The organism is Blastococcus sp. SYSU D01042, assembly GCF_054050515.1.
The window spans coordinates 776256-794974 of sequence record NZ_JBJGZM010000001.1; the positions used below are offsets into that span (position 1 = coordinate 776256).

At 77.0% G+C, this 18719-nt stretch carries 14 protein-coding genes; 8 read left to right on the forward strand and 6 right to left on the reverse strand.

What is annotated here, in order from left to right; translation table 11 throughout:
* The first annotated feature begins 136 nt into the window (after window positions 1-136).
* Both ACI79H_RS03900 and yczE read left to right on the forward strand, forming a co-directional pair.
* Window positions 137-2740 (forward strand): diguanylate cyclase domain-containing protein, encoded by a 2604-nt coding sequence (locus tag ACI79H_RS03900; RefSeq protein ID WP_456553050.1) that lies wholly within the window; start codon window positions 137-139, stop codon window positions 2738-2740.
* A gap of 88 nt (window positions 2741-2828) precedes the next feature.
* Complete coding sequence (yczE, locus tag ACI79H_RS03905) at window positions 2829-3455, forward strand: membrane protein YczE (RefSeq protein WP_456553051.1); 627 nt, start codon at window positions 2829-2831, stop codon at window positions 3453-3455.
* Here yczE and ACI79H_RS03910 read toward each other — a convergent pair.
* Window positions 3452-4546 (reverse strand): MFS transporter, encoded by a 1095-nt coding sequence (locus tag ACI79H_RS03910; protein WP_456553052.1) that lies wholly within the window; start codon window positions 4544-4546, stop codon window positions 3452-3454. The genes yczE and ACI79H_RS03910 overlap by 4 nt on opposite strands.
* Window positions 4547-4858: 312 nt before the next feature.
* Here ACI79H_RS03910 and ACI79H_RS03915 point away from each other — a divergent pair, with 312 nt between their 5' ends.
* Window positions 4859-5455 carry a TMEM165/GDT1 family protein gene (locus tag ACI79H_RS03915; protein ID WP_456553053.1) on the forward strand — a complete coding sequence of 199 codons (597 nt, stop codon included), beginning with the start codon at window positions 4859-4861 and terminating at the stop codon, window positions 5453-5455.
* A gap of 14 nt (window positions 5456-5469) precedes the next feature.
* Entirely contained in the window at window positions 5470-5916 is a 447-nt protein-coding gene (locus ACI79H_RS03920; protein ID WP_456553054.1) for a YdeI/OmpD-associated family protein, read from the forward strand.
* 1 nt (window position 5917) lies between these two features.
* On the opposite strand, the gene ACI79H_RS03925 is transcribed toward ACI79H_RS03920, so the two are convergent.
* Window positions 5918-6634 (reverse strand): class I SAM-dependent methyltransferase, encoded by a 717-nt coding sequence (locus tag ACI79H_RS03925; protein ID WP_456553055.1) that lies wholly within the window; start codon window positions 6632-6634, stop codon window positions 5918-5920.
* 78 nt (window positions 6635-6712) lie between these two features.
* Here ACI79H_RS03925 and ACI79H_RS03930 point away from each other — a divergent pair, with 78 nt between their 5' ends.
* Both ACI79H_RS03930 and ACI79H_RS03935 read left to right on the forward strand, forming a co-directional pair.
* Entirely contained in the window at window positions 6713-7465 is a 753-nt protein-coding gene (locus tag ACI79H_RS03930) for a MerR family transcriptional regulator (protein WP_456553056.1), read from the forward strand.
* A 144-nt stretch (window positions 7466-7609) separates the two neighbouring features.
* Complete coding sequence (locus tag ACI79H_RS03935; protein WP_456553057.1) at window positions 7610-8704, forward strand: FUSC family protein; 1095 nt, start codon at window positions 7610-7612, stop codon at window positions 8702-8704.
* Window positions 8705-8706: 2 nt separating this feature from the next.
* Here the strand turns inward: ACI79H_RS03935 and ACI79H_RS03940 are convergent, their stop codons facing one another.
* A complete protein-coding gene (locus ACI79H_RS03940; RefSeq protein WP_456553058.1) occupies window positions 8707-9501 on the reverse strand; it encodes a class I SAM-dependent methyltransferase in 795 nt (264 codons plus the stop codon).
* Window positions 9502-9563: 62 nt separating this feature from the next.
* Complete coding sequence (locus tag ACI79H_RS03945) at window positions 9564-11063, reverse strand: glycerol-3-phosphate dehydrogenase/oxidase (RefSeq protein WP_456553059.1); 1500 nt, start codon at window positions 11061-11063, stop codon at window positions 9564-9566.
* Window positions 11064-11102: 39 nt separating this feature from the next.
* Here ACI79H_RS03945 and ACI79H_RS03950 point away from each other — a divergent pair, with 39 nt between their 5' ends.
* The gene (locus tag ACI79H_RS03950; RefSeq protein ID WP_456553060.1) at window positions 11103-12773 is read left to right on the forward strand and encodes an FAD-binding oxidoreductase; all 1671 of its coding nucleotides are present in this window, start codon (window positions 11103-11105) and stop codon (window positions 12771-12773) included.
* A 122-nt stretch (window positions 12774-12895) separates the two neighbouring features.
* Here ACI79H_RS03950 and ACI79H_RS03955 read toward each other — a convergent pair whose 3' ends face one another.
* The gene (locus tag ACI79H_RS03955) at window positions 12896-14356 is read right to left on the reverse strand and encodes an FAD-binding oxidoreductase (protein ID WP_456553061.1); all 1461 of its coding nucleotides are present in this window, start codon (window positions 14354-14356) and stop codon (window positions 12896-12898) included.
* A gap of 187 nt (window positions 14357-14543) precedes the next feature.
* On the opposite strand from ACI79H_RS03955, the gene ACI79H_RS03960 reads away from it, so the two are divergent.
* Window positions 14544-17924, forward strand: a complete 3381-nt coding sequence (locus tag ACI79H_RS03960) for a BTAD domain-containing putative transcriptional regulator (RefSeq protein ID WP_456553062.1) — start codon at window positions 14544-14546, stop codon at window positions 17922-17924.
* Here the strand turns inward: ACI79H_RS03960 and ACI79H_RS03965 are convergent.
* On the reverse strand, window positions 17876-18640 hold the full coding sequence (locus ACI79H_RS03965; RefSeq protein ID WP_456553063.1) for an SDR family oxidoreductase: 765 nt from the start codon (window positions 18638-18640) through the stop codon (window positions 17876-17878). The genes ACI79H_RS03960 and ACI79H_RS03965 overlap by 49 nt on opposite strands.
* Window positions 18641-18719 lie beyond the last annotated feature (79 nt).

Below are 18719 nucleotides of genomic sequence, written 5' to 3' on the forward strand. Positions count from 1 at the left end.
CGCGGCCGACGAGCGCCAGCGAGGCGGACACGTGAGCACCGCGGCCGGCTGGGACTCGTGGGGCACGACGGACGGCGGACGGCGCGTTCCCGACGACGTCCTCGACAGCGCCGGGGGTGCGGTGCACAGTGCGCTCGTGCCACCCGGAGCCCTGCACCAACGGGTGACCGCTGCCCTCGCGAACTGGCGGCTCGACGACGCCGAGCAGCTGCTCTCCGGCGTCGACACCGAGCCCTCGCCCTACCAGGCGGCCGAGCCGGACGCCGGTGCAGGCGACCTGGGCCGCGCCTGGGCCGACACCCTGCGCGCCGAGCTGCTGGTGCGTCGGCTGCGCGTCGCCGGGTTCACCCTGGTCGGCGACCCGGTCGGGACCGGCGGCGCCGACGGCGAGCGGGAGCCCGCCCTGGACCTGCACGCCGGAGTGGCCGAGCTGATCGACGGCAACCCCGAGCCCACCCACGACATCCGCGCCGAGTCCGCCTCGCGGGCGGCGCTGGCGATCGCGCTGGTCCGGTCGGCCAAGGCCGCCTTCGACGCGACGGACGACGGCCTGCAGCGCGCCGCGGGCCTCGCCCGGCACGCGCGCATCGAGCTGCTCTCCCGGCGGATCGACGCCGCCATGGACGAGGCGGTGGAGGCGGCCAGCCTGCTCGACCCGGGGCTGCCGCCGAGCCGGCTGCTGGTGGACACCCTCGGCACGCTGGCCGGGGTGCTGGCCGACCTCGAGCTGATGCCCCTGGCGCTGGACTTCCAGCGGCGGGCGCACGAGGCGGCGCGGTCGGCCGCCGCGGACCCCGCTCTGCTGCAGCCGGGCGACGGCGACCCGGACGTGCTCGTCGCGGAGGCCGCGACACGGCTGGGCGAGCTGTGCGCCGAGCTCGGCGAGGGCCTGCTGGACGACGGGCTGCCGGAGAGCGCGGTCCCGCACTTCGCCGAGGCCCGCGAGCTGGCCGAGGAGGCGCTGCAGCTGCTGCCGCCGGAGGCCGCCGGCGTCGTCGCCGCGCAGATCGTGCACGGCTGGGCGCTGGTGGGCCTGGGCGAGCACGCCGCCGCGACCGGGCCGCTGCGCGCCGCCGTCCGGCTCACCTCGGCCGCCGACGACCGGGCCCAGCGGGCCGCCGCGCAGCTCGCGCTGGGTCGCACGCTGCGCCGGCAGGGGGATGCGGGCGGCGCCGACGAGCACCTGGTCTCCACGCTGCACCTGGCCACCGAGCACGGCCTGCCCCGGCTGCGGCGGGCCGCGCTGCGCGAGCTGTGCACGCTGCACGCCGAGCTCGACGACGCCGGCCGCGCGCTGCCCTACCTGCAGGCCTACCTCGCCGACGAGCTGGACCGGGTCGACGAGCGGCGCACCCGCTGGGTCGAGCTGTTCGGCCGCCGCAAGAGCCTGCTCGAGACCGAGCGGGCCGCGGGCCAGCTGCGCCGGCAGGCCTACGAGGACCCGCTCACCCACCTGCCCAACCGGCGCTACGCCGAGGCGCGGCTGGACGGCCTGCTCGCCGGCGGGGGCGTGCCCGCGCTCGCCGTCGTCGACGTGGACCGGTTCAAGTCGATCAACGACGCCATCGGCCACCCCGGCGGCGACGCCGTGCTGCGCGCGGTCGCCGAGCTGCTCATCGCCGGGGTCCGCGACACCGACGAGGTGTGCCGCTGGGCCGGCGACGAGTTCGTCGTCCTGCTGCCCGACACCACCGCGGAGCAGGCCGAGCGCGCGCTGGAGCGCACCCGCCGCAAGGTCGCCGCGCACGACTGGGCGGCGCTGGGGCTGAGCCGGCCGGTGACGATCAGCGTCGGCATCGCGTCCGCCGCCCGCGGCGACGACCGCCGCACGCTGTTCGCCGCCGCCGACGGGGTCCTGTACGACGCCAAGCGCAGCGGCCGCGACCGGGTCGTCCGGCTCTCCGGGGTCACCCAGAAGCGCGCCGGCGGAGCGCCGCTCGACGTGCTCTTCGGCGGCTCCTCGGGGGTTCCGGAGCCGGCTGTCGACGCACCCGACGACGCACCCGACGACGACGGCTTCGCGCCGTTGCTGGTCGCGCCGGCCCCGGCCGATCCGCCGCTGGGCGTCGACCGGCCCGGTGAGCCGCTGCTCGGCCCGGTCACCTCGGCCGCCGCGCCGGCGACGCCCGAGCCCGAGGTCGTCTGGGCGACCGGCCGCACCACCGATCAGGTGCTGGCCCTGGTCCGCGAGGCCCGCAGGGAGCACCCCGACCGCCCCGCGCTGGTGCTGCGGGCGGGCGCGGAGACGCTGGTGGCGCTGGCGAGCGAGCACGACGCGTACACGACCATGGACGCCGCCGCGATGGCCGCCGCCGTCGGCCCGCTGCCCGAGCCGGTCGGCCGGGTCGCCGTCGTCTGCGCCGGCGGGGCGGACACCCCGGTGGCGGCCGAGGTGGCCTTCGTCGCCCGGGTCGCGGGCAGCGCGGCGGTGCGGCACGACGACGTCGCCGGCAGCCGGGTGCGCGCGCTGCTCACCGACCCGGCGCGGGTGCCCGACGCCGACTGCCTGGTCGTGGTGGCCGGGATGGACGCCGCGCTGGTCGCCACGCTGGGCGCGCTCACCGACGTGCCCGTGGTGGCGGTGCCGACGTCGGCCGGCCAGCCCGCGGGCCTCGGTGGCCTGGGCGCGCTGATGACCATGCTGTCGGCCGCGGCGCCCGGCGTCGCGGTGTCGCAGGTCGACAACGGGTGGTCGGCCGGCGTCTTCGCCGCCCGCGTCGCCCGACGCGCCGCCCGCTGAGCGCTGACCGCCCACCCCTCCCCCAGTTGATCATCGTCCCCGTGCCCGCGACACCGTCCGACGCGCCGCGGGACCGCGCACCCCGACGATGATCAACTCGGTGACGGGGCGGCGGCTGCCGCGCCGGCTCGTCCAGCTCTACGTCGGCCTGGCGCTGTACGGCGTCTCCATCGCCGCGCTCGTGCTCGCCGACCTCGGCGTCATGCCGTGGGACGTCCTGCACCAGGGGCTCGCCCGGCAGCTCGGCTGGTCGCTGGGCACCGTGATCATCGTCGTCGGCGTGCTGGTGCTGCTGGCCTGGATCCCGCTGCGCGAGCGGCCGGGCATCGGCACGGTCAGCAACGTCGTCGTCGTGGGGCTGGTGGCCGACGCCGCACTCGGGCTGGTCGACCCGCCGTCGTCGCTGGCGGTGCGGATCGCGCTGGCCGCCGGCGGCATCGCCTGCAACGCGCTGGCCACCGCCGCCTACGTGGGCGTGCGGCTGGGTCCCGGCCCGCGGGACGGGCTGATGACCGGGCTGGTGCGGCGCACCGGGCGGAAGGTCGGGCCTGTCCGCACCGCCATCGAGGTGGTCGTGGTGGTCTCGGGCTGGCTGCTCGGCGGCAGCCTCGGCGTCGTGACGGTCGTCTACGCGCTGGCCATCGGCCCGCTGGTCCAGCTGCTCCTGCCACCGCTGACCGTCCTCCCGCCCGAGCCGCACGCCACCGCGGCCTAGACGCGGGTCCTCAGCCCCGACGCCACCACCGGGACGACGGCGAGCACGAGCAGCGCCGTCGCCGCCGCGCCGCCCACCGCCCAGGCCGCGAACACGAGCAGGCCGGAGATCTCGATGCCGAGGCCGGCGACCGAGGTGACCGTCGCCCGGTGCGGGCCCTCGATCCGCTCCTGCAACCGGGCCTCGGCGCCGACCAGCACCGCCAGGTAGAGGCCGTACGCCAGGGACAGCGCGGCGAGCGCGGCCGGCCCGGGGAGCACCGCGGCCGCTCCCAGCAGCAGCCCCGCCGCGACGAGGAGGGCCGGGAGCACGCCGTCGCGGAGCCCGTCGACCCGGCCACCGAGCTCGGCCCCGGCCGCACCGGCGAGCGAGACGACCAGGACGACGAACGGGACGGCACCGGTCGGCACGCCGCGGTCGTCGGCGAGCACCGGGAAGTACTCCTCCATCGCGTCCAGCCCGCCCACCAGGGCCACGGCGCCCACGGCCAGCCGCAGCGGCGCGCGCCGGGCCACCTCGCCGACGCCGGCCCGCAGCGTGGCGAGCAGCGCGCCCGCCCGCTCGCGCGGCGGCTCCGGGAAGCGCAGGGCGAGCGCGGCGGCCACCAGGCTCATCGCCGCGCTCAGCCAGCCGACCAGCGCGAACCCGCCGACGGCGTGCAGTCCGGCGGCGGCCAGCGCCGTCGGCACCTGGACCAGCAGCTCGGCGGCGGTCATGCGGCCGTTGACCCGCGCGAACGCGTCCTCCGCGCCGACGTCCCGCAGGCCGTCGAAGACCAGCGCCTCGGCGGTGCCCGACCACAGCGCGCTGGAGACGCCCCAGAGCGCGAAGCCCGCGGCGAACGACGCCGTGCCCGGTGCCGCCGTCCACAGCGCGAAGGCTCCCGCCTGGAGGACGCCGCCGCAGGCGAGGACGCCGCGGCGGGACCACCGGTCGGCCAGCGCGCCGGCCGGCACCTCGGCCAGCACGGCCGTGACCGACCAGACCGCGAACAGCCCGGAGATCTCCGCCGTCGACAGGCCGGTGCCCAGGAAGAGCAGCGCGTACAGCGGGTAGAGGGGCACGAACTCCGAGAGCGCGGCCCAACCCACCGCCAGCCGGGCGAGGGGCCGGGCGGACGGTGGCAGAGCGTTCGAGGGGGATCAATGTCGGCGCATGCCGGCACGCTAGCCCCGGGCGCCCCGCCCCGCGACCGGTTTCCGAGCCGGCGGGCGCTACTCTTCCCGGCGAAGGGGAGTAGCCCCCCGTCCGCTGGTCGACATGCTGGCGCCCGCTCGCGGGCCGCCCGGTCAGCGGGTCCGCGCTCCGGCGCGGATGGGCGAGACCTTCGACCAGCAGCCTGCGCTGCCCGGTCGGAGGCTGCCCTGACTCCGCTCGGCGGCGCCCAGCGGAGGAGAAGTCTCGTGGTCCTGTCGGTCGTCCTGGCCGCGTTCGTCCTGGTGCTCCCGGTGGAACTGCCCGACAAGACGCTGTTCGCCAGCCTGGTGCTGGCGACCCGGTTCCCCCCGCTCCCGGTCTTCGTCGGCGTCGGGACGGCGTTCGGCCTGCAGGTCGCCATCGCGGTCACGGCCGGCTCGCTGCTCTCGCTGCTCCCGCAGGCCCTGGTCAGCGGCGTCGTCGCGGTGCTCTTCCTCGTGGGTGCGGTCATCCTGTGGCGCAGCGCCACGAGCGGCCCGGAGGACGCCGACGACGCGGGCGAGGGCCGCGAGGGCACGTCGTTCCTGCGGGTCGCCGCCATCTCCTTCGGCGTGCTCTTCGCCGCCGAGTGGGGCGACCTCTCGCAGCTGGCCACCGCCGGGCTCGCCGCCCGCTACGACGAGCCCCTGTCGGTGTTCGTGGGCGCGTGGGCCGCGCTGCTGGTCGTCTCCGGGCTCGCGGTCTTCCTGGGCAAGAACCTGGCCGAGCGGCTGCCGATCGCGCTCATCCGGCGGGTGGCGGCAGTGCTGTTCCTGGTCTTCGCGGTCGTGGCCGTCGTCGAGACGGTCCGCGCGCTGGTCTGAGCTAGGTTCCGGGCATGGAGTTCCGCACGACCGTCGTGCTCGCCGGCAAGACGGCGACCGGGCTGCAGGTGCCCGACGAGGTGGTCACCGCGCTCGGGGCCGGCCGGCGTCCGCCGGTGGTGGTGCGCGTCGGCGGGCACAGCTACCGGACGACGGTGGCGTCGATGGGCGGCGCCTACTGGGTACCGCTGTCGGCCGAGCACCGGGAGGCGGCGGGCGTGCGCGCCGGCGAGGAGGTCGACGTCGTCGTCGAGCACGATCCGGCGCCGCGTGAGGTCGCGCTCCCCGAGGACCTCGCCGCGGCGTTCGACGACGCCGTCGCCACCGCCTTCGACGGCCTGGCGCCCAGCCACAGGAAGGAGTGGGTGCGCTGGGTGGAGGAGGCGAAGAAGCCGGAGACCCGGGCGGCCCGCGTCGCCACGACCGTCGAGTCCCTGCGGGCGGGGAAGAAGCGCCGCTGACTCAGCGGGGCCGCGCGACCAGCACCCGCACGAGGTTCTGCAGCCGGTAGCCGCCGTCGCCGGTGCGGTAGGGCGCCAGCCGCTCGAGCAGCGCGTCGCGCAGGGTGACCGGGTCCACCCGGCGGGCGACGGCGCGGGCGGACCTCGAGGCGAGCAGCGGCTGCAGCAGGGCGTCGTCGTCGGGGTACTCGAACGGGACCTGGACCTCGTCCAGCCGCTCGACCACCAGCCCGGCCCGCTCGGCCATCGCGCGCAGCCGGGCCGGCTCGCTCACCGGAGAGCTGCGGCCCGGCCGGCGGGGCCCGAGCCACGGAGCGAAGGCGTCGTCCAGCACGGAGAGGTCGCACTCCCGCTCCCGGCCCCACGCGGTCGCGGCGACCACGCCCCCCACCCGGCCGGCCCGGCGCAGCACCGCCAGCGGGTCCCGGACGTGCATGAGCAGCTGCACGGCGGCGACGACGTCGAACGGCCCGGCCGGCGGGTCCTGCGCGGTGCGGACGACGAAGGTGCCCTCCGGTACCTCGGCGGCCGCCCGGGCCACGGCGTCGGCGTCGATGTCGACGCCGGTGACGACGGCGCCGCGGTCGGCCGCCGCGCGGGCGAGGTGCCCCGCGCCGCAGCCGAGATCGAGCAGGGTGGTGCCCGCGCCCACGCCGGTAGCGTCGAGGACCGCCGCGTGGATCGGCGCTCCCCAACCGCGTGGTCCCTCGCCGCTCACGGGCCGACCCTAGGAGCTGCTTGACCCTGACGTGGCGTCAGGCTGTTCCCTGCTCCTCGTCACAGGAGGGAGGACACGGTGCACGTGGGTGAGGTCGCGGCGCTGGCCGGCGTCACGGTGCGCACGCTGCACCACTACGACCGGATCGGGCTGCTGCAGCCGTCGGGCCGGACGTCGGCGGGCTACCGCCGGTACGCACCGGCCGATCTGGACCGGCTGCACCAGGTGCTGCTCTACCGCGCACTGGGGTTCTCCCTCGAGGAGGTCGCGACCCTGCTGGACGACCCGTCCGCCGATCCCGCCGAGCACCTGCGCCGCCAGCACCGGCTGCTGCTCGACCGGCTGGACCGGACGTCGGCGATGGTCGCGGCCGTCGAGAAGGAGATGGAGGCACGAGCGATGGGGATCTCCCTGAGCCCGGAGGAGCGGTTCGAGGTGTTCGGCGACCACGACCCGGCGCAGCACGACGCCGAGGTGGAGGAGCGCTGGGGCGACACCGACGCCTACGCGGAGTCGAAGCGGCGGACGTCGGGCTACACGAAGGAGGACTGGCTGCGGATCCGGTCCGCGGCGGAGGACCTGGAGGCGCGGTTCGCGGCCGCGCTCGCCGACGGCGTCCCCGCGGAGTCGGAGCGGGCGATGGACCTCGCCGAGGAGCACCGGCAGCAGATCACCGGCACCTACTACGACTGCCCGCCGGAGATGCACGCGGCGCTGGGCCGGATGTACGTCGAGGACGAGCGGTTCACGGCGTACTACGAGCGCGTCGCGCCGGGGCTCGCGCGGTACGTGAGCACCGCCGTCCAGGCCAACGCCGCCCGCCAGGGCTGACCCTCCGCGAGATCTGCACACTCGGGCCCATCAGCGCCCGGAAGACCACGAGTGTGCAGATCTCGCGGGCGGACGGCGATCCGGTGCGAGTCTCGCCACCCGCACGGGCTGTGCGGTCCGCCACCCGTCATGCTGGCGGGGGAGATGAACCGCATCCTGGCGCTGCTGCGCGAATCCGGCGTCCAGCGCGGCGTGCGGGCGGCGATCGCCGCCGGCCTGGCCTGGCAGGTGGCGGTGCTGCTGCCGCCGGTTCTCTCGGACTACGCGTACTACGCCCCGCTCGGCGCGGTCATCGCCGTGCTGCCGACGATCGCCGACTCTGCCAGCGCCGCGTGGCGCAGCGTGCTGGCGATCCTCACCGGGTTCGCGCTGTCGGTGGTGGTCTACGAGCTCACCCGCGCGGTGCCCAACGCGCTCACCGTCGCCGCGATCGTCGCGCTCGCGGTGCTCATCGAGCAGCTGAAGCTGTGGCGCGAGCAGGCGAGCTGGGTGAGCTTCGCCGCCGTCCTCATGCTCACCGTCGGCCTCGACGACCCCGACACCTACGTTCTGCGCTACGCGGGGCTGACCCTGCTGGGCGCGGCCATCGGCGTGCTGGTCACCACGGTGCTGTTCCCGCCGCTGCAGCTCACGCGGGCGGTCGAGCAGATCGGGGCGACCCGCTCGCTGCTCGCCCGGCACCTGGGCGACATCGCGGCCACGCTGCGCGACGGCCGGGTGCCGGACGTGTCCGAGTGGACCGACCGCAACCGCCGGCTGGACCGCGCGCTGGACCGGATGCGGTTCGCCGCCACGCGGGTCGAGCGCGCCCGCCGCGCCAACCCCCGCGCCCGCCGCTGGCAGGGCCGGGCCACCGAGATCCGCGAGGAGGCCCGGGCCGTCGACCGCGTCGCCGTCCTGGTCGACGACCTCACCTCGCTGGTCGTGGAGTTCCACCCGCACCGCCGCGGCATCGACCACGCCGACGCGGGCACCGGCTGGGTGCTCGCCGACGCGCTCGACAGCCTGGCCGGCGTCGTCTGCACGCCGTACCACACCACCGACGGCTCGACGCCCGACGAGCGCGACGAGCAGATCGCCCGCGCGGGTGCCGCGCTGCACCGGCTGGTGGGGCTGCTGCGCGAGTCCTCGGTCGACGACGACGAGGGCTTCTTCGCCCTCGGCGCGGTGGCGGTCGGGGTCCGCCGCAGCCTGGCCGCGCTCCAGGCCGAGGAGCGCACGCCCGCCGTCTCCCCCTGAGGTCAGACGCGGATGAGCAGCTCCCCGTGCAGCATCCCCAGCCACCCGTCGTCGGCGTCCCGCCAGGTGCGCCAGGCGTCGGCGACGTCCTCGAGCTGCTCACGCGTGGCCAGCCCGTAGGCCACCGCCTGCTCCGCGAAGGACGACGCCGTCGCGCGGCCGGCCCACGAGTTCCCCCACCACTGCCGCTCCTCCGGCGAGGCGTAGCACCAGGCCGACGTCGTCGCGGTGACGTCGCGCAGGCCGGCCGCGTGCGCCCACGCCACCAGCCGGCGGCCGGCGTCGGGCTCGGCGCCGTTGGCCCGCGCGACCTGGCCGTAGAGCGCGAGCCAGCGGTCCAGCCCCGGGTTGTCCGGGAACCAGGTGAGCGCCGCGTAGTCGACGTCCCGCACCGCGACGACCCCGCCCGGCCGGCAGACCCGCGCCATCTCGCGCAGCGCCGCGACCGGGTCGGTGAGGTGCTGCAGCACCTGGTGGGCGTGGACGACGTCGACCGAGCCGTCGGGCAGGTCGAGGTCGTAGACGTCCCCGACCGCGAAGGTCACCTCGACCCCGGCCCGCTCGGCGGCGGCGCGGGCCTCGTCGAGCGGATCCGGGGAGAGGTCGAGCCCGAGCACCCGGCCCGGTGCCACCCGCGCGGCGAGGTCGACGGTGATCGTGCCGGGCCCGCAGCCGACGTCGAGCAGGTCCAGCCCCGGTCGCAGGAGGGGCAGCAGGTGCGGCGCGGAGTTCTCCGCCGTCCGCCAGCGGTGCGACTGCAGGACGGGCTCGGCGTGCCCGTGCGTGTACGTGTCCACGCCGGCAGGTCTACACCTGCAGTCCCATCCAACGGAACCGGCTTCCCGCTCTATGGGAAACGTCAGGCCTCGGCCAGCACCTGCTCGGCCATGGGCACGGCCCGCGCCCGGTCCTCGGGCACCAGCCCGATGCGGGTGCGGCGGTCGAGCAGGTCGGCCACCGTGCGCGCACCCTCGTGCCGCACCGCGAACCGCAGCTCTCCCACCGTCTCCGGCCGTCCGGCGACGACGAGGTCGGGCCCGAGCGCCTCCACCTGCGGCGCGTCCGTGCCGTACCGGGCGACCAGCCGGCCGGGTGCGGGGAGCGCGTCGAGGACCCGCCGGGGCGCGGCCCCGACCAGCGGCAGCCGCGCGGTCGTCGAGCGGGCGGTACCGCCGAGCCGGGCGACGACGGCGTCGACGGTCTCCTCGGCCATCGCGCGGTAGGTGGTGAGCTTCCCGCCGACGACGGAGAGGACCGGTCCGTCCCACGTCAGCAGGTGCTTGCGCGAGAGGTCCGCCGTCGCGTCGCCCGGCCCGGTCCCGGCCGACTCCGGCAGCACGAGCGGCCGGTAGCCGGCGTAGGCACCGACCAGGTCGTCGCGGGTCAGCGGCTCGGCGAGGACCTGGTTCACCGTGTCCAGCAGCTGCTGCACCTCGCCGTCGGAGGGCTGCGGGTCGTCGTCGGGCACGGGGCCCTCGACCGGCTCGTCGGTGATGCCGAGGTAGACCAGCCCGTCGGCCTGCGGCAGGGCGAAGACGTACCGCGACCGCGAGCCGGGCAGCGGCACGGTGAGGGCCGCGGACGGCGAGCCCAGCCGGTCTGCCCGCAGCACCAGGTGCGAGCCGCGCGAGGGCACCAGCCGGATGCCCGGCGCCAGCCGCTGCGCCCACACGCCCGCCGCGTTCACCACCGTCCGGGCCCGCAGCACGAGCGCCCGGCCGTCGACGTCGGCGTGCACCTCGTCCCCGTCGACGCCGGTCACCGTGGCTCCGGTCAGGACGCGGGCGCCGTGCGCGGCGGCCGTGCGCGCCAGGGCCACCACCAGCCGGGCGTCGTCGCTCAGCTGCCCGTCCCAGAAGACGGCGCCGCCTCGACCGGGCCGCACCGCCGGGGTCATCCGCGCGACGTCGTCGGCCCCCACCCGCCGCGTGGACGGCAGCGAGCCGCGCCCGCCCGCGACGGAGAACCGGACCAGGTCGCCGAGCCGACCGCCCGCCGCCCCCAGCGCGCTCACGTCCCGGCCGGCGGCGTCCGGGATGAGGAAGGGCAGCTGCCGCACCAGGTGCGGCGCGGTCGTGCCCATCAGGACGGCGCGCTCGCGGGCGCTCTCCCGCGCCAGCCCGATCTCCCCGTGCGCCAGGTAGCGCAGCCCGCCGTGCACGAGCTTCGAGGACCAGCGGCTGGTGCCCGCGGCGAGGTCGGTGCGCTCCAGCAGCACGACCGACAGCCCGCGCGCCGCCGCGTCCAGCGCGACGCCCGCGCCGGTGACCCCGCCGCCGACCACGACGACGTCCACCGGCGGGCCGGCGGCCTCCTCGAGGTCCCGGGTCCGCCGCGCGGACGACAGCGAGCCGATCACCGCAGTTCCCCAGGCACGGGCACCCGGCAGACTGTAGCCGTGCCCGAGCAGCCGGAACTGACGATCCAGGGCTGGGGTCCCGCCTCCGGGGACGCCGCCGACGCCGCGGGCGACCGCGCTCCTGCGCTGGAGGAGACCCTGCCCAAGGCGGCCCGCCGCCACCTCGCCCGCGAGCTGGGCTGGACCCCCCGGCACACGCCGCCGGTGCCGGTGGAGGACATCCGGCTGGCGCCGCCGCGGCTGACGCCGGACACCCTCGCCGCCCTCACCGGTCTCCTGGGCGAGGAGAACGTCCGCACCGACAGGGAGTCCCGGCTGCTGCGGGCGGGCGGCAAGAGCTACCTGGACCTGCTGCGGCGGCGGGCGGGCGACGCCTCCGACGCACCCGACGCCGTCGTCCTGCCGGGCACGACCGAGGAGACCGCGGCGCTGCTCGCGCTGTGCAGCGAGCAGGACGTCGTCGTCGTCCCGTTCGGGGGCGGCACCAGCGTCGTCGGCGGCCTGGCCGGGGTGGACCCCGACGACCGGCCGGCGGTCGCGCTCGACCTGCGGCGCATGGCCTCGGTGCAGGAGATCGACGTGGCCTCGTCGATGGTCACCGTGGGCCCGGGCATGCGCGGCCCGGCGTTCGAGGCGGCGCTCGGCGAGCAGGGCCTGACCTTCGGCCACCTGCCGCAGAGCTGGGAGTTCGCCACCCTCGGCGGCTACGCCGCGACCCGCAGCTCGGGCCAGGCGTCCACCGGGGTGGGCCGGTTCGACGACCTGGTGGCCGGGCTGACGCTGGCCACGCCGTCGGGCGTCCTGGAGCTGGGGCACCCGCCGGCGTCGGCCGCCGGGCCCGACCTGCTCGGCCTCGCGCTGGGCTCGGAGGGCACGCTGGGCGTGATCACCGAGCTGCGGTTGCGGGTGCGCCCGAAGCCGGTGACGACGTCGTACGAGGGCTGGTCGTTCCGCACCTGGGCCGCCGGCCTGGCGGCGCTGCAGCGGCTGGCCCGGCACGACCTGCTGCCCGACGTCGTCCGGCTCTCCGACGTCGACGAGACCCGGGCCAACCTGCTCAACGCCGGGGGCACCGGCGCCCGGCTGCTGCGCGGCATGCTGCGCACCCGTGGGCACCGCGAGGGCTGCCTGCTGGTCGTCGGCTGGGAGGGCCTGCCCGACATCGTGCGGGCGCGGACGCGGGCGGCGTCGTCGCTGCTGCGGTCCGGCGGCGCGATCCGGCTGGGCCACCAGGTGGGCGAGTCGTGGCGCAAGCACCGGTTCGGGGCGCCCTACACGCGCGACTCGCTGCTGGACGCCGGGATGCTGGTCGAGACGCTGGAGACCGCGGCCACCTGGTCGGCGCTGCCCACCGTGTACGACTCCGTCCGGCGGGCGCTCACCGAGTCGCTCACCGGCGGCGGGCGCCGTCCGCTGGTGATGACGCACGTCTCGCACGGCTACCCGACCGGCGCCTCGCTGTACTTCACCGTGCTCGCCGACCGCGACGAGGAGCTGCCCATCCAGCAGTGGCTCGGCGCCAAGCGGGCCGCGACCGACGCGCTGCTGGCCGCCGGCGGCACGCTCACCCACCACCACGCCGTCGGCGCCGACCACCGGCCGTGGCTGGACCGGGAGATCGGGCCGCTGGGCGTCGAGGTGCTGCGCGCGGTCAAGGCGCGGCTGGACCCCAAGGGCATCTGCAACCCCGGCGTCCTGCTCCCCGACTAGTCGGCGAGATCTGCACACTCGGGCCTTTCAGCCCCCTGAAGGCCACGAGTGTGCAGATCTCACCGCACGCGGCGACGCCGCGGACCGGGGTCAGGGGTCCGCGGCGTCGCGTGGCGGAAGAGCTAGATCGCGTAGCCGAACGAGAAGACCCGGTGCGGGTCGACCGCCGCCTTGAGCTCGGCCAGCCGCCCGTACACACCGGGCGGGTAGGCCGCGGCCACCTCGTCGGGGCCGGAGACGGCCCCGAGGAAGTTGATCACCGTCTCGGGCGAGCGCCACGGCTCGAGCGCGCCCAGGACACCGCCGACGACCGCGGGCGCCACCTGCGCGAGCTCCGGCACACCGGGGGCGATCGCGAAGACGGCGTAGGCCCCGGAGCGCCCGGCGACGGCGTTGGGCACCTTGGCCGGCCGCGCCAGCGCGCCGCCCATGAGCCGGATCTCCAGCATGACCAGCGGGATGTCCAGCTGCGGGCCCGCGGCCGCCAGCAGCGCGTCCACCGCCTCGGGCGGCAGGTCCGCGAGCAGCATGCCCTTCTCGTAGGCGGGCATGGGGTCGACCGGGTCCATGTGGATGGCGTCCATCGCGGCGGTGCTCATCGGCCCGATCCCGCCGAGCAGCACCCGGCCGGCGTCCTGCATCGGGGCGACCAGCCGCTCGCCCTCCGCGAGGTCGGTCCCGCAGTACGCGTACCGCAGGTGGACGGCGGTCTGCCCGCGCAGCGGCGGCGGCAGGAACTCCTCGTCGGGCAGCCGGAGCAGCGCGATCGAGGTGCCGACCTCCTCCGGCATCGTGGGCGCCCACCGGCGCCAGGCCTGCATGACCGCGGCGGCGTCCTCGCCGGCGAAGAAGATGCCCCCGGCGTACAGCTCGCCGACCGGCGCCAGCTCGAGCTCCAGCGCCGTCACGATGCCGAGGTTGCCCTTGCCGCCGCGGACGGCCCAGAACAGCTCCGGCTCGGAGTCGGCGGACAGCGTGCGCTGCCGGCCGTCGGCGGTGACCAGCTCGACCGAGCGGACGGCGTCGGCGGCGAAGCCGTACTTGCGGCCCAGCGAGCCGAGCCCGCCGCCGAGGGTGTAGCCGACGACGCCGACGTCGGAGGACGAGCCGCAGAGCCCGGCGAGGCCGAATTCGGCCGCGGCCTCCATGACCCGCTTCCACTTCACGCCGGCCTCGACGCGCGCGGTGCGCCGCTCGGGGTCGATGGAGACGCCCTGCATCCGGCGGGTGGTGATCATCATGGCGCCGGCCGCGTTGCGGACCGGCCCGTGCCCGGTCGCCTGGACGGCGACGCCGAGCTCGTGGGCGACGGCCCAGGAGACGGCGGCGGCGACGTCGGCGGCGCACGTGGCCCCCACCGCGATCGCCGGGGTGTGCTGCACCGCCAGGTTCCAGGTGGCCACCTCCGCGGCGAGCCCGTCGTCACCGGCGGCGTAGACCGGGCCGTGCACCCGGCTGCGCAGCTGCTCGACGTCCTCGGCGGGGAAGGGCAGCGCCTGCGTGGCGACGGCGACGGCGCCGGCGGCCACCGCGTCCCGCAGGACGACGGGCGGCTCGGGGCGGCGGGGCTGGGGGAGAGACATGCGGGTTCCTTCTCGCGGCCGCGGTCGGAGCCGCGGATCGGGGTGCCGCGGAGGCCGCGGCTCTGGGACGGGGGAAGCCTGCGACGCCCCGCTTGGCCGCCACTTGCACGCGACTTGCAGCGCTCCCTGCAAGCGGCGGGCAGAAAGGGGTGCCCACGCCGGGGCGACGCGAGGAACATGGCCCGACGTGCGCTTCCGAGCCCTGGGTCCGCTCGAGGTCGTCGGACCCGACGGTGCGCTGCTCGACGTCGGCGGCGCCAAGCCGAGGGCGCTGCTGACCCTGCTGCTGGCCGACGCCGGCCGCGTCGTCGGCATCGACCGCATCGTCAGCACGCTGTGGGGCGAGGAGCCGCCGCCGACGGTCACCGGCACGCTGCAGGCCTACGTCTCGCACCTGCGGCGGGTGCTGGAGCCCGACCGCGGGCCGCGCGAGGCACCGACCGTGCTGGTCACCCGGTCGCCGGGCTACCTGCTGCGCGCCGACGCCGACGACCTGGACCTGCTCCGGTTCGAGGAGCTGGTGGAGGCCGGCGACCGTGCGGTGGCCGAGGGCGCGGCGGGGCGAGGTGTCGCCCTCTTCGACGAGGCACTGGCGCTGTGGCGCGGGGAGCCGCTGGCCGAGCTGGGCGACGCCCCGGCCGCGGCCAGCGACCGGCTCCGGCTGACCGAGCTGCACGTGCGCGCCCGCGAGCGGCGCTGCGACGCGCTGCTGGCCGAGGGCCGCCCCGAGGCCGCCGTCCCGGACCTGCAGCGGCTGGTCGCCGAGCACCCGCTGCGCGAGCGGCTGTGGGCCCGGCTGGTCACCGCGCTGTACGCCGCCGACCGGCAGGCCGACGCGCTGGAGGCCTGCCGGCGGTGCACCGAGCTGCTGCGCGACGAGCTGGGCATCGACCCCGGCCCGGAGCTCCGCGACCTGGAGCAGGCCGTGCTGCGGCAGGACCCGCGGCTGCTGGAGCGGCTCCCCCGGCCGGTGCTGCCGGCGGCGCCCGCCCCGGTGCCGAGCACGTCGGTGGACGCGCTGGTGGGGCGGCGGGCCGAGCTGGACCGGGTGCGCGCCGTCGCCGAGCAGGTGGCCGGCGGCCGCGCGGCCGTCGTCGTGGTCGAGGGCGAGGCGGGCATCGGCAAGACCCGGCTGGCGGAGGCTGTGGCCGACGGCGCCCGGCTGCTGGACTGGCCGGTGGCGTGGAGCCGGTGCGCCGACGATGCAGGCGCCCCCGCGCTGTGGCCGTGGACCCAGGTGCTCGAGCAGCTGGGCCAGCCCGAGCTCGATCCTCCGCACGCGGCGCCCGGGGACGACGCCGACGCCGCCCGCTTCCGGCTGTTCCAGGACCTGCGCGCCCGGCTCACCGCGGCCGCGGTCCGCCCGACGCTCGTCGTCCTCGACGACCTGCAGGGCGCCGACACCACCACGGTGGCGCTGCTCGGCCTGCTCGCCCGCCACCTCCCCCGCGCGCCGCTGCTGCTCATCGTCACCGCGCGCACCGTGGGCGAGCAGCTGCCGGAGGCCGTCGCGGACTGCCTGGGCCGGCTGGCCCGCGAGCCGGCGGCGACCAGCCTGCGGCTGGGCGGGCTGGAGGCCGAGGACGTCGGGGCGCTGCTGGCCGCGCAGCTCGGCGCCCCCGGTGACCGGGCCCTGGCGGCGGCGGTGCACGACCGCACCGGCGGCAACCCGTACTTCGTCGTCGAGCTGTCCCGCTGGATGGGCGGCGCCCACGACCTCCACCTGGACGACGTCCCGGTGCCGCCGTCGGTCGGGGAGGTGCTCCGCACGCGGCTGGGCCGGCTGCCGGAGGGGACGCGGGAGGTGCTCGAGCTCGCCGCCGTCGCCGGGCGGGAGGTGTCGCTGGACCTGCTGGAGGCGGCCGGCACCCCGGCCGAGGACGCGCTGACCGCCATGGACTCCGCGCTCGCCGTCGGCCTGGTGGTGGAGGGCTCCCGGCCGTGGCGCTGGCGGTTCACCCACGCGCTGGTGCAGGAGGTGCTGGCCGGCGACCTGCCGGCGATCCGCCGGGCCCGGCTGCACGCCCGGATCGGCGAGGCGCTGGAGCGCCGGCTGGCCGGGTCCACCGACGACGGCCTGGTCGAGCGGCTCACCCACCACTTCGTCGCGGCGCTGCCGGTGGTGGGCGCCGGTCCCGCGCTGGTCTACCTCGGGGCGGCGGCGCGCGCGGCCCGTGCGCGGCTGGCGCACGGCGAGGCGGCGGCGCACGGCCGGCAGGCGCTGGCGCTGCTCGACCCGGAGGCCCCCGACGCCGCCCGCGCACGGCACGACCTGCTCACCGCGCTGGGCGGTGACCTGCTGCGCAGCGGCCAGCTGACCGAGGCGCGCGGCGTCGTCGCCGAGGCGATCGGCCTGGCCCGCCAGCTCGACGACCGGGAGTGCCTCGCCGAGTCGGCGGCGGTGTGGGGCAGCGTGACGCTGTGGAACTGGCGGCCGCACGGGGTGGTCGACGCCGACATGGTCGGCGTCCTGGAGGACCTGCTCGCCGAGCGCGGGGACCGCGACGACCCCACCACCGCCCGGCTGCTCGGCACGCTGGGCGTGGAGCTGGCCTTCGGGCCCGACGACCGCGGGGTGCGGGCCGCCGAGCGGGCGATCGCGATGGCCCGCCGGATCGGGGACACCGAGCTCCTGGGTCGCACGCTCAACAACTTCTGCCTCGCCGTGTGGGGGCGGCCGGGCGCCGCCGAGCTGCGGCTGGCCGCCACGGACGAGGCGCTGGCGCTGTCCGGCCGCGGGCTGCCGCGGCGGACGGAGTTCATGGCGCACGTGCACCGGGCGGCCATCCGGCTGCACCTGGGCGACCAGGCCGGCTTCGAGGCCGACCACGACTCGGCGCGGCGGCTGGCCGTCTCGCTGAGCGGGCCGGAGGTGCGGCCGCACGTGCTGTGGCAGGCCGGCGGCCTGGCCTGGCTCCGCGGGAACGCCGCCCGCGCCGAGGAGCTGACCACCGAGGCCTACGAGCTGTTCCGGCGGGTCACCCCGCACGCGCGGCACGCCTACGCGGCGCACCAGTTCACCCTGCGGCGGGCCGACCACCGGGAGGCCGCGGCGCTGCCGCTGCTGGTCGAGACCGGCGACGAGGGCAACCCGCTGCTGCAGGAGATGGCGGTGCTCGCCGCAGCCGAGTCCGGGGACGTCGCCGAGGCGCGCCGGCTGCGGGCCCGCTGGGGGCGGACCCTGGTGCGCGACTGGGCCAGCGACGTCGCCCTGTACCTGCAGGCGGAGAGCTCGCTGTGGCTGGGCGACGAGCCGGACTGGGCCGCGGCGGCGGAGTCGCTGCTGCCCTTCCGCGGCCGGCAGGCGGTGCTGGGCACGCCCGCGCTCACCCTCGGCGCCTACGACGAGCTCCTGGGTCGCATCGCCGAGCGCCGCGGGGACCTCGACGGCGCCCGGCGCTGGTGGACCGGCGCCCGGGAACAGGGCGTGCTCGTCGGCTCGCCGCACCAGGTGGCGCTGGCCGACTCGCACCTCGCGCGCGTGCCAACCCCGGCGTCGCGGGCACGCGCGCCCGGCGCTCAGGTCGCGATGCCGCCGTCCACCGGGATGATCGTGCCGGTCAGGTAGGAGCCGGCCCGCGAGGACAGGAAGACCGCGATGCCGGCCATGTCGTCGGGGCGGCCGATGCGGCCCAGCGGCACCCGCTTGGTCATCTCGTCGCCGGCCGCGGCCAGCGTGGCGGCCATCATCTTCGACTCGAACGGCCCCGGGGCGACCGCGTTGACCGTGATCCGGCGCGCGGCGAGCTCCTTGGACAGGTTGCGGGTGAGCTGGTGGATCGCGGCCTTCGACGTCGAGTAGGAGTACGTGCGCGCCGCGGAGGGCTGCAGGCCCGCGATGCTGCCGATGTTGATGACGCGGGCCGGGTCCTCGTGCGAGGCGGCCTTCTCCAGCAGGGGCAGGAACGCGCGGGTGACGAAGAACGGCGCCTTGAGGTTCAGGTCGAGCACCTTGTCCCAGGCGGACTCGGGGAACTTCTCCAGGTCCTCGCCCCAGGTCGCACCGGCGTTGTTGACCAGGATGTCGACCTGCTCCTCCCGCTTGCTCACCTCCTCGGCCAGCCGGATGCACTCGGCCTCGGTGGAGATGTCGGCCGGGATGGAGATGGCCGTGCCGAACTCCGCCAGCTCGGCCACGGCGGCCTTGCCCGCGTCGGCCTTGCGGGAGCTGATGTAGACGCGGGCCGCTCCGGCCTGCAGGAAGCCCCGGGCGATCATCAGGCCGATGCCCCGGGTGCCCCCGGTCACCACGGCCACCTTGCCGGTCAGGTCGAACAGGTCCACGCCGCACCTCCGTCGTCGGGGCCCGGCAGCGCTGCCGGCCCGTCCCGCACCCTAGCCAGCCGCCTCCGGCCCCTCCCGC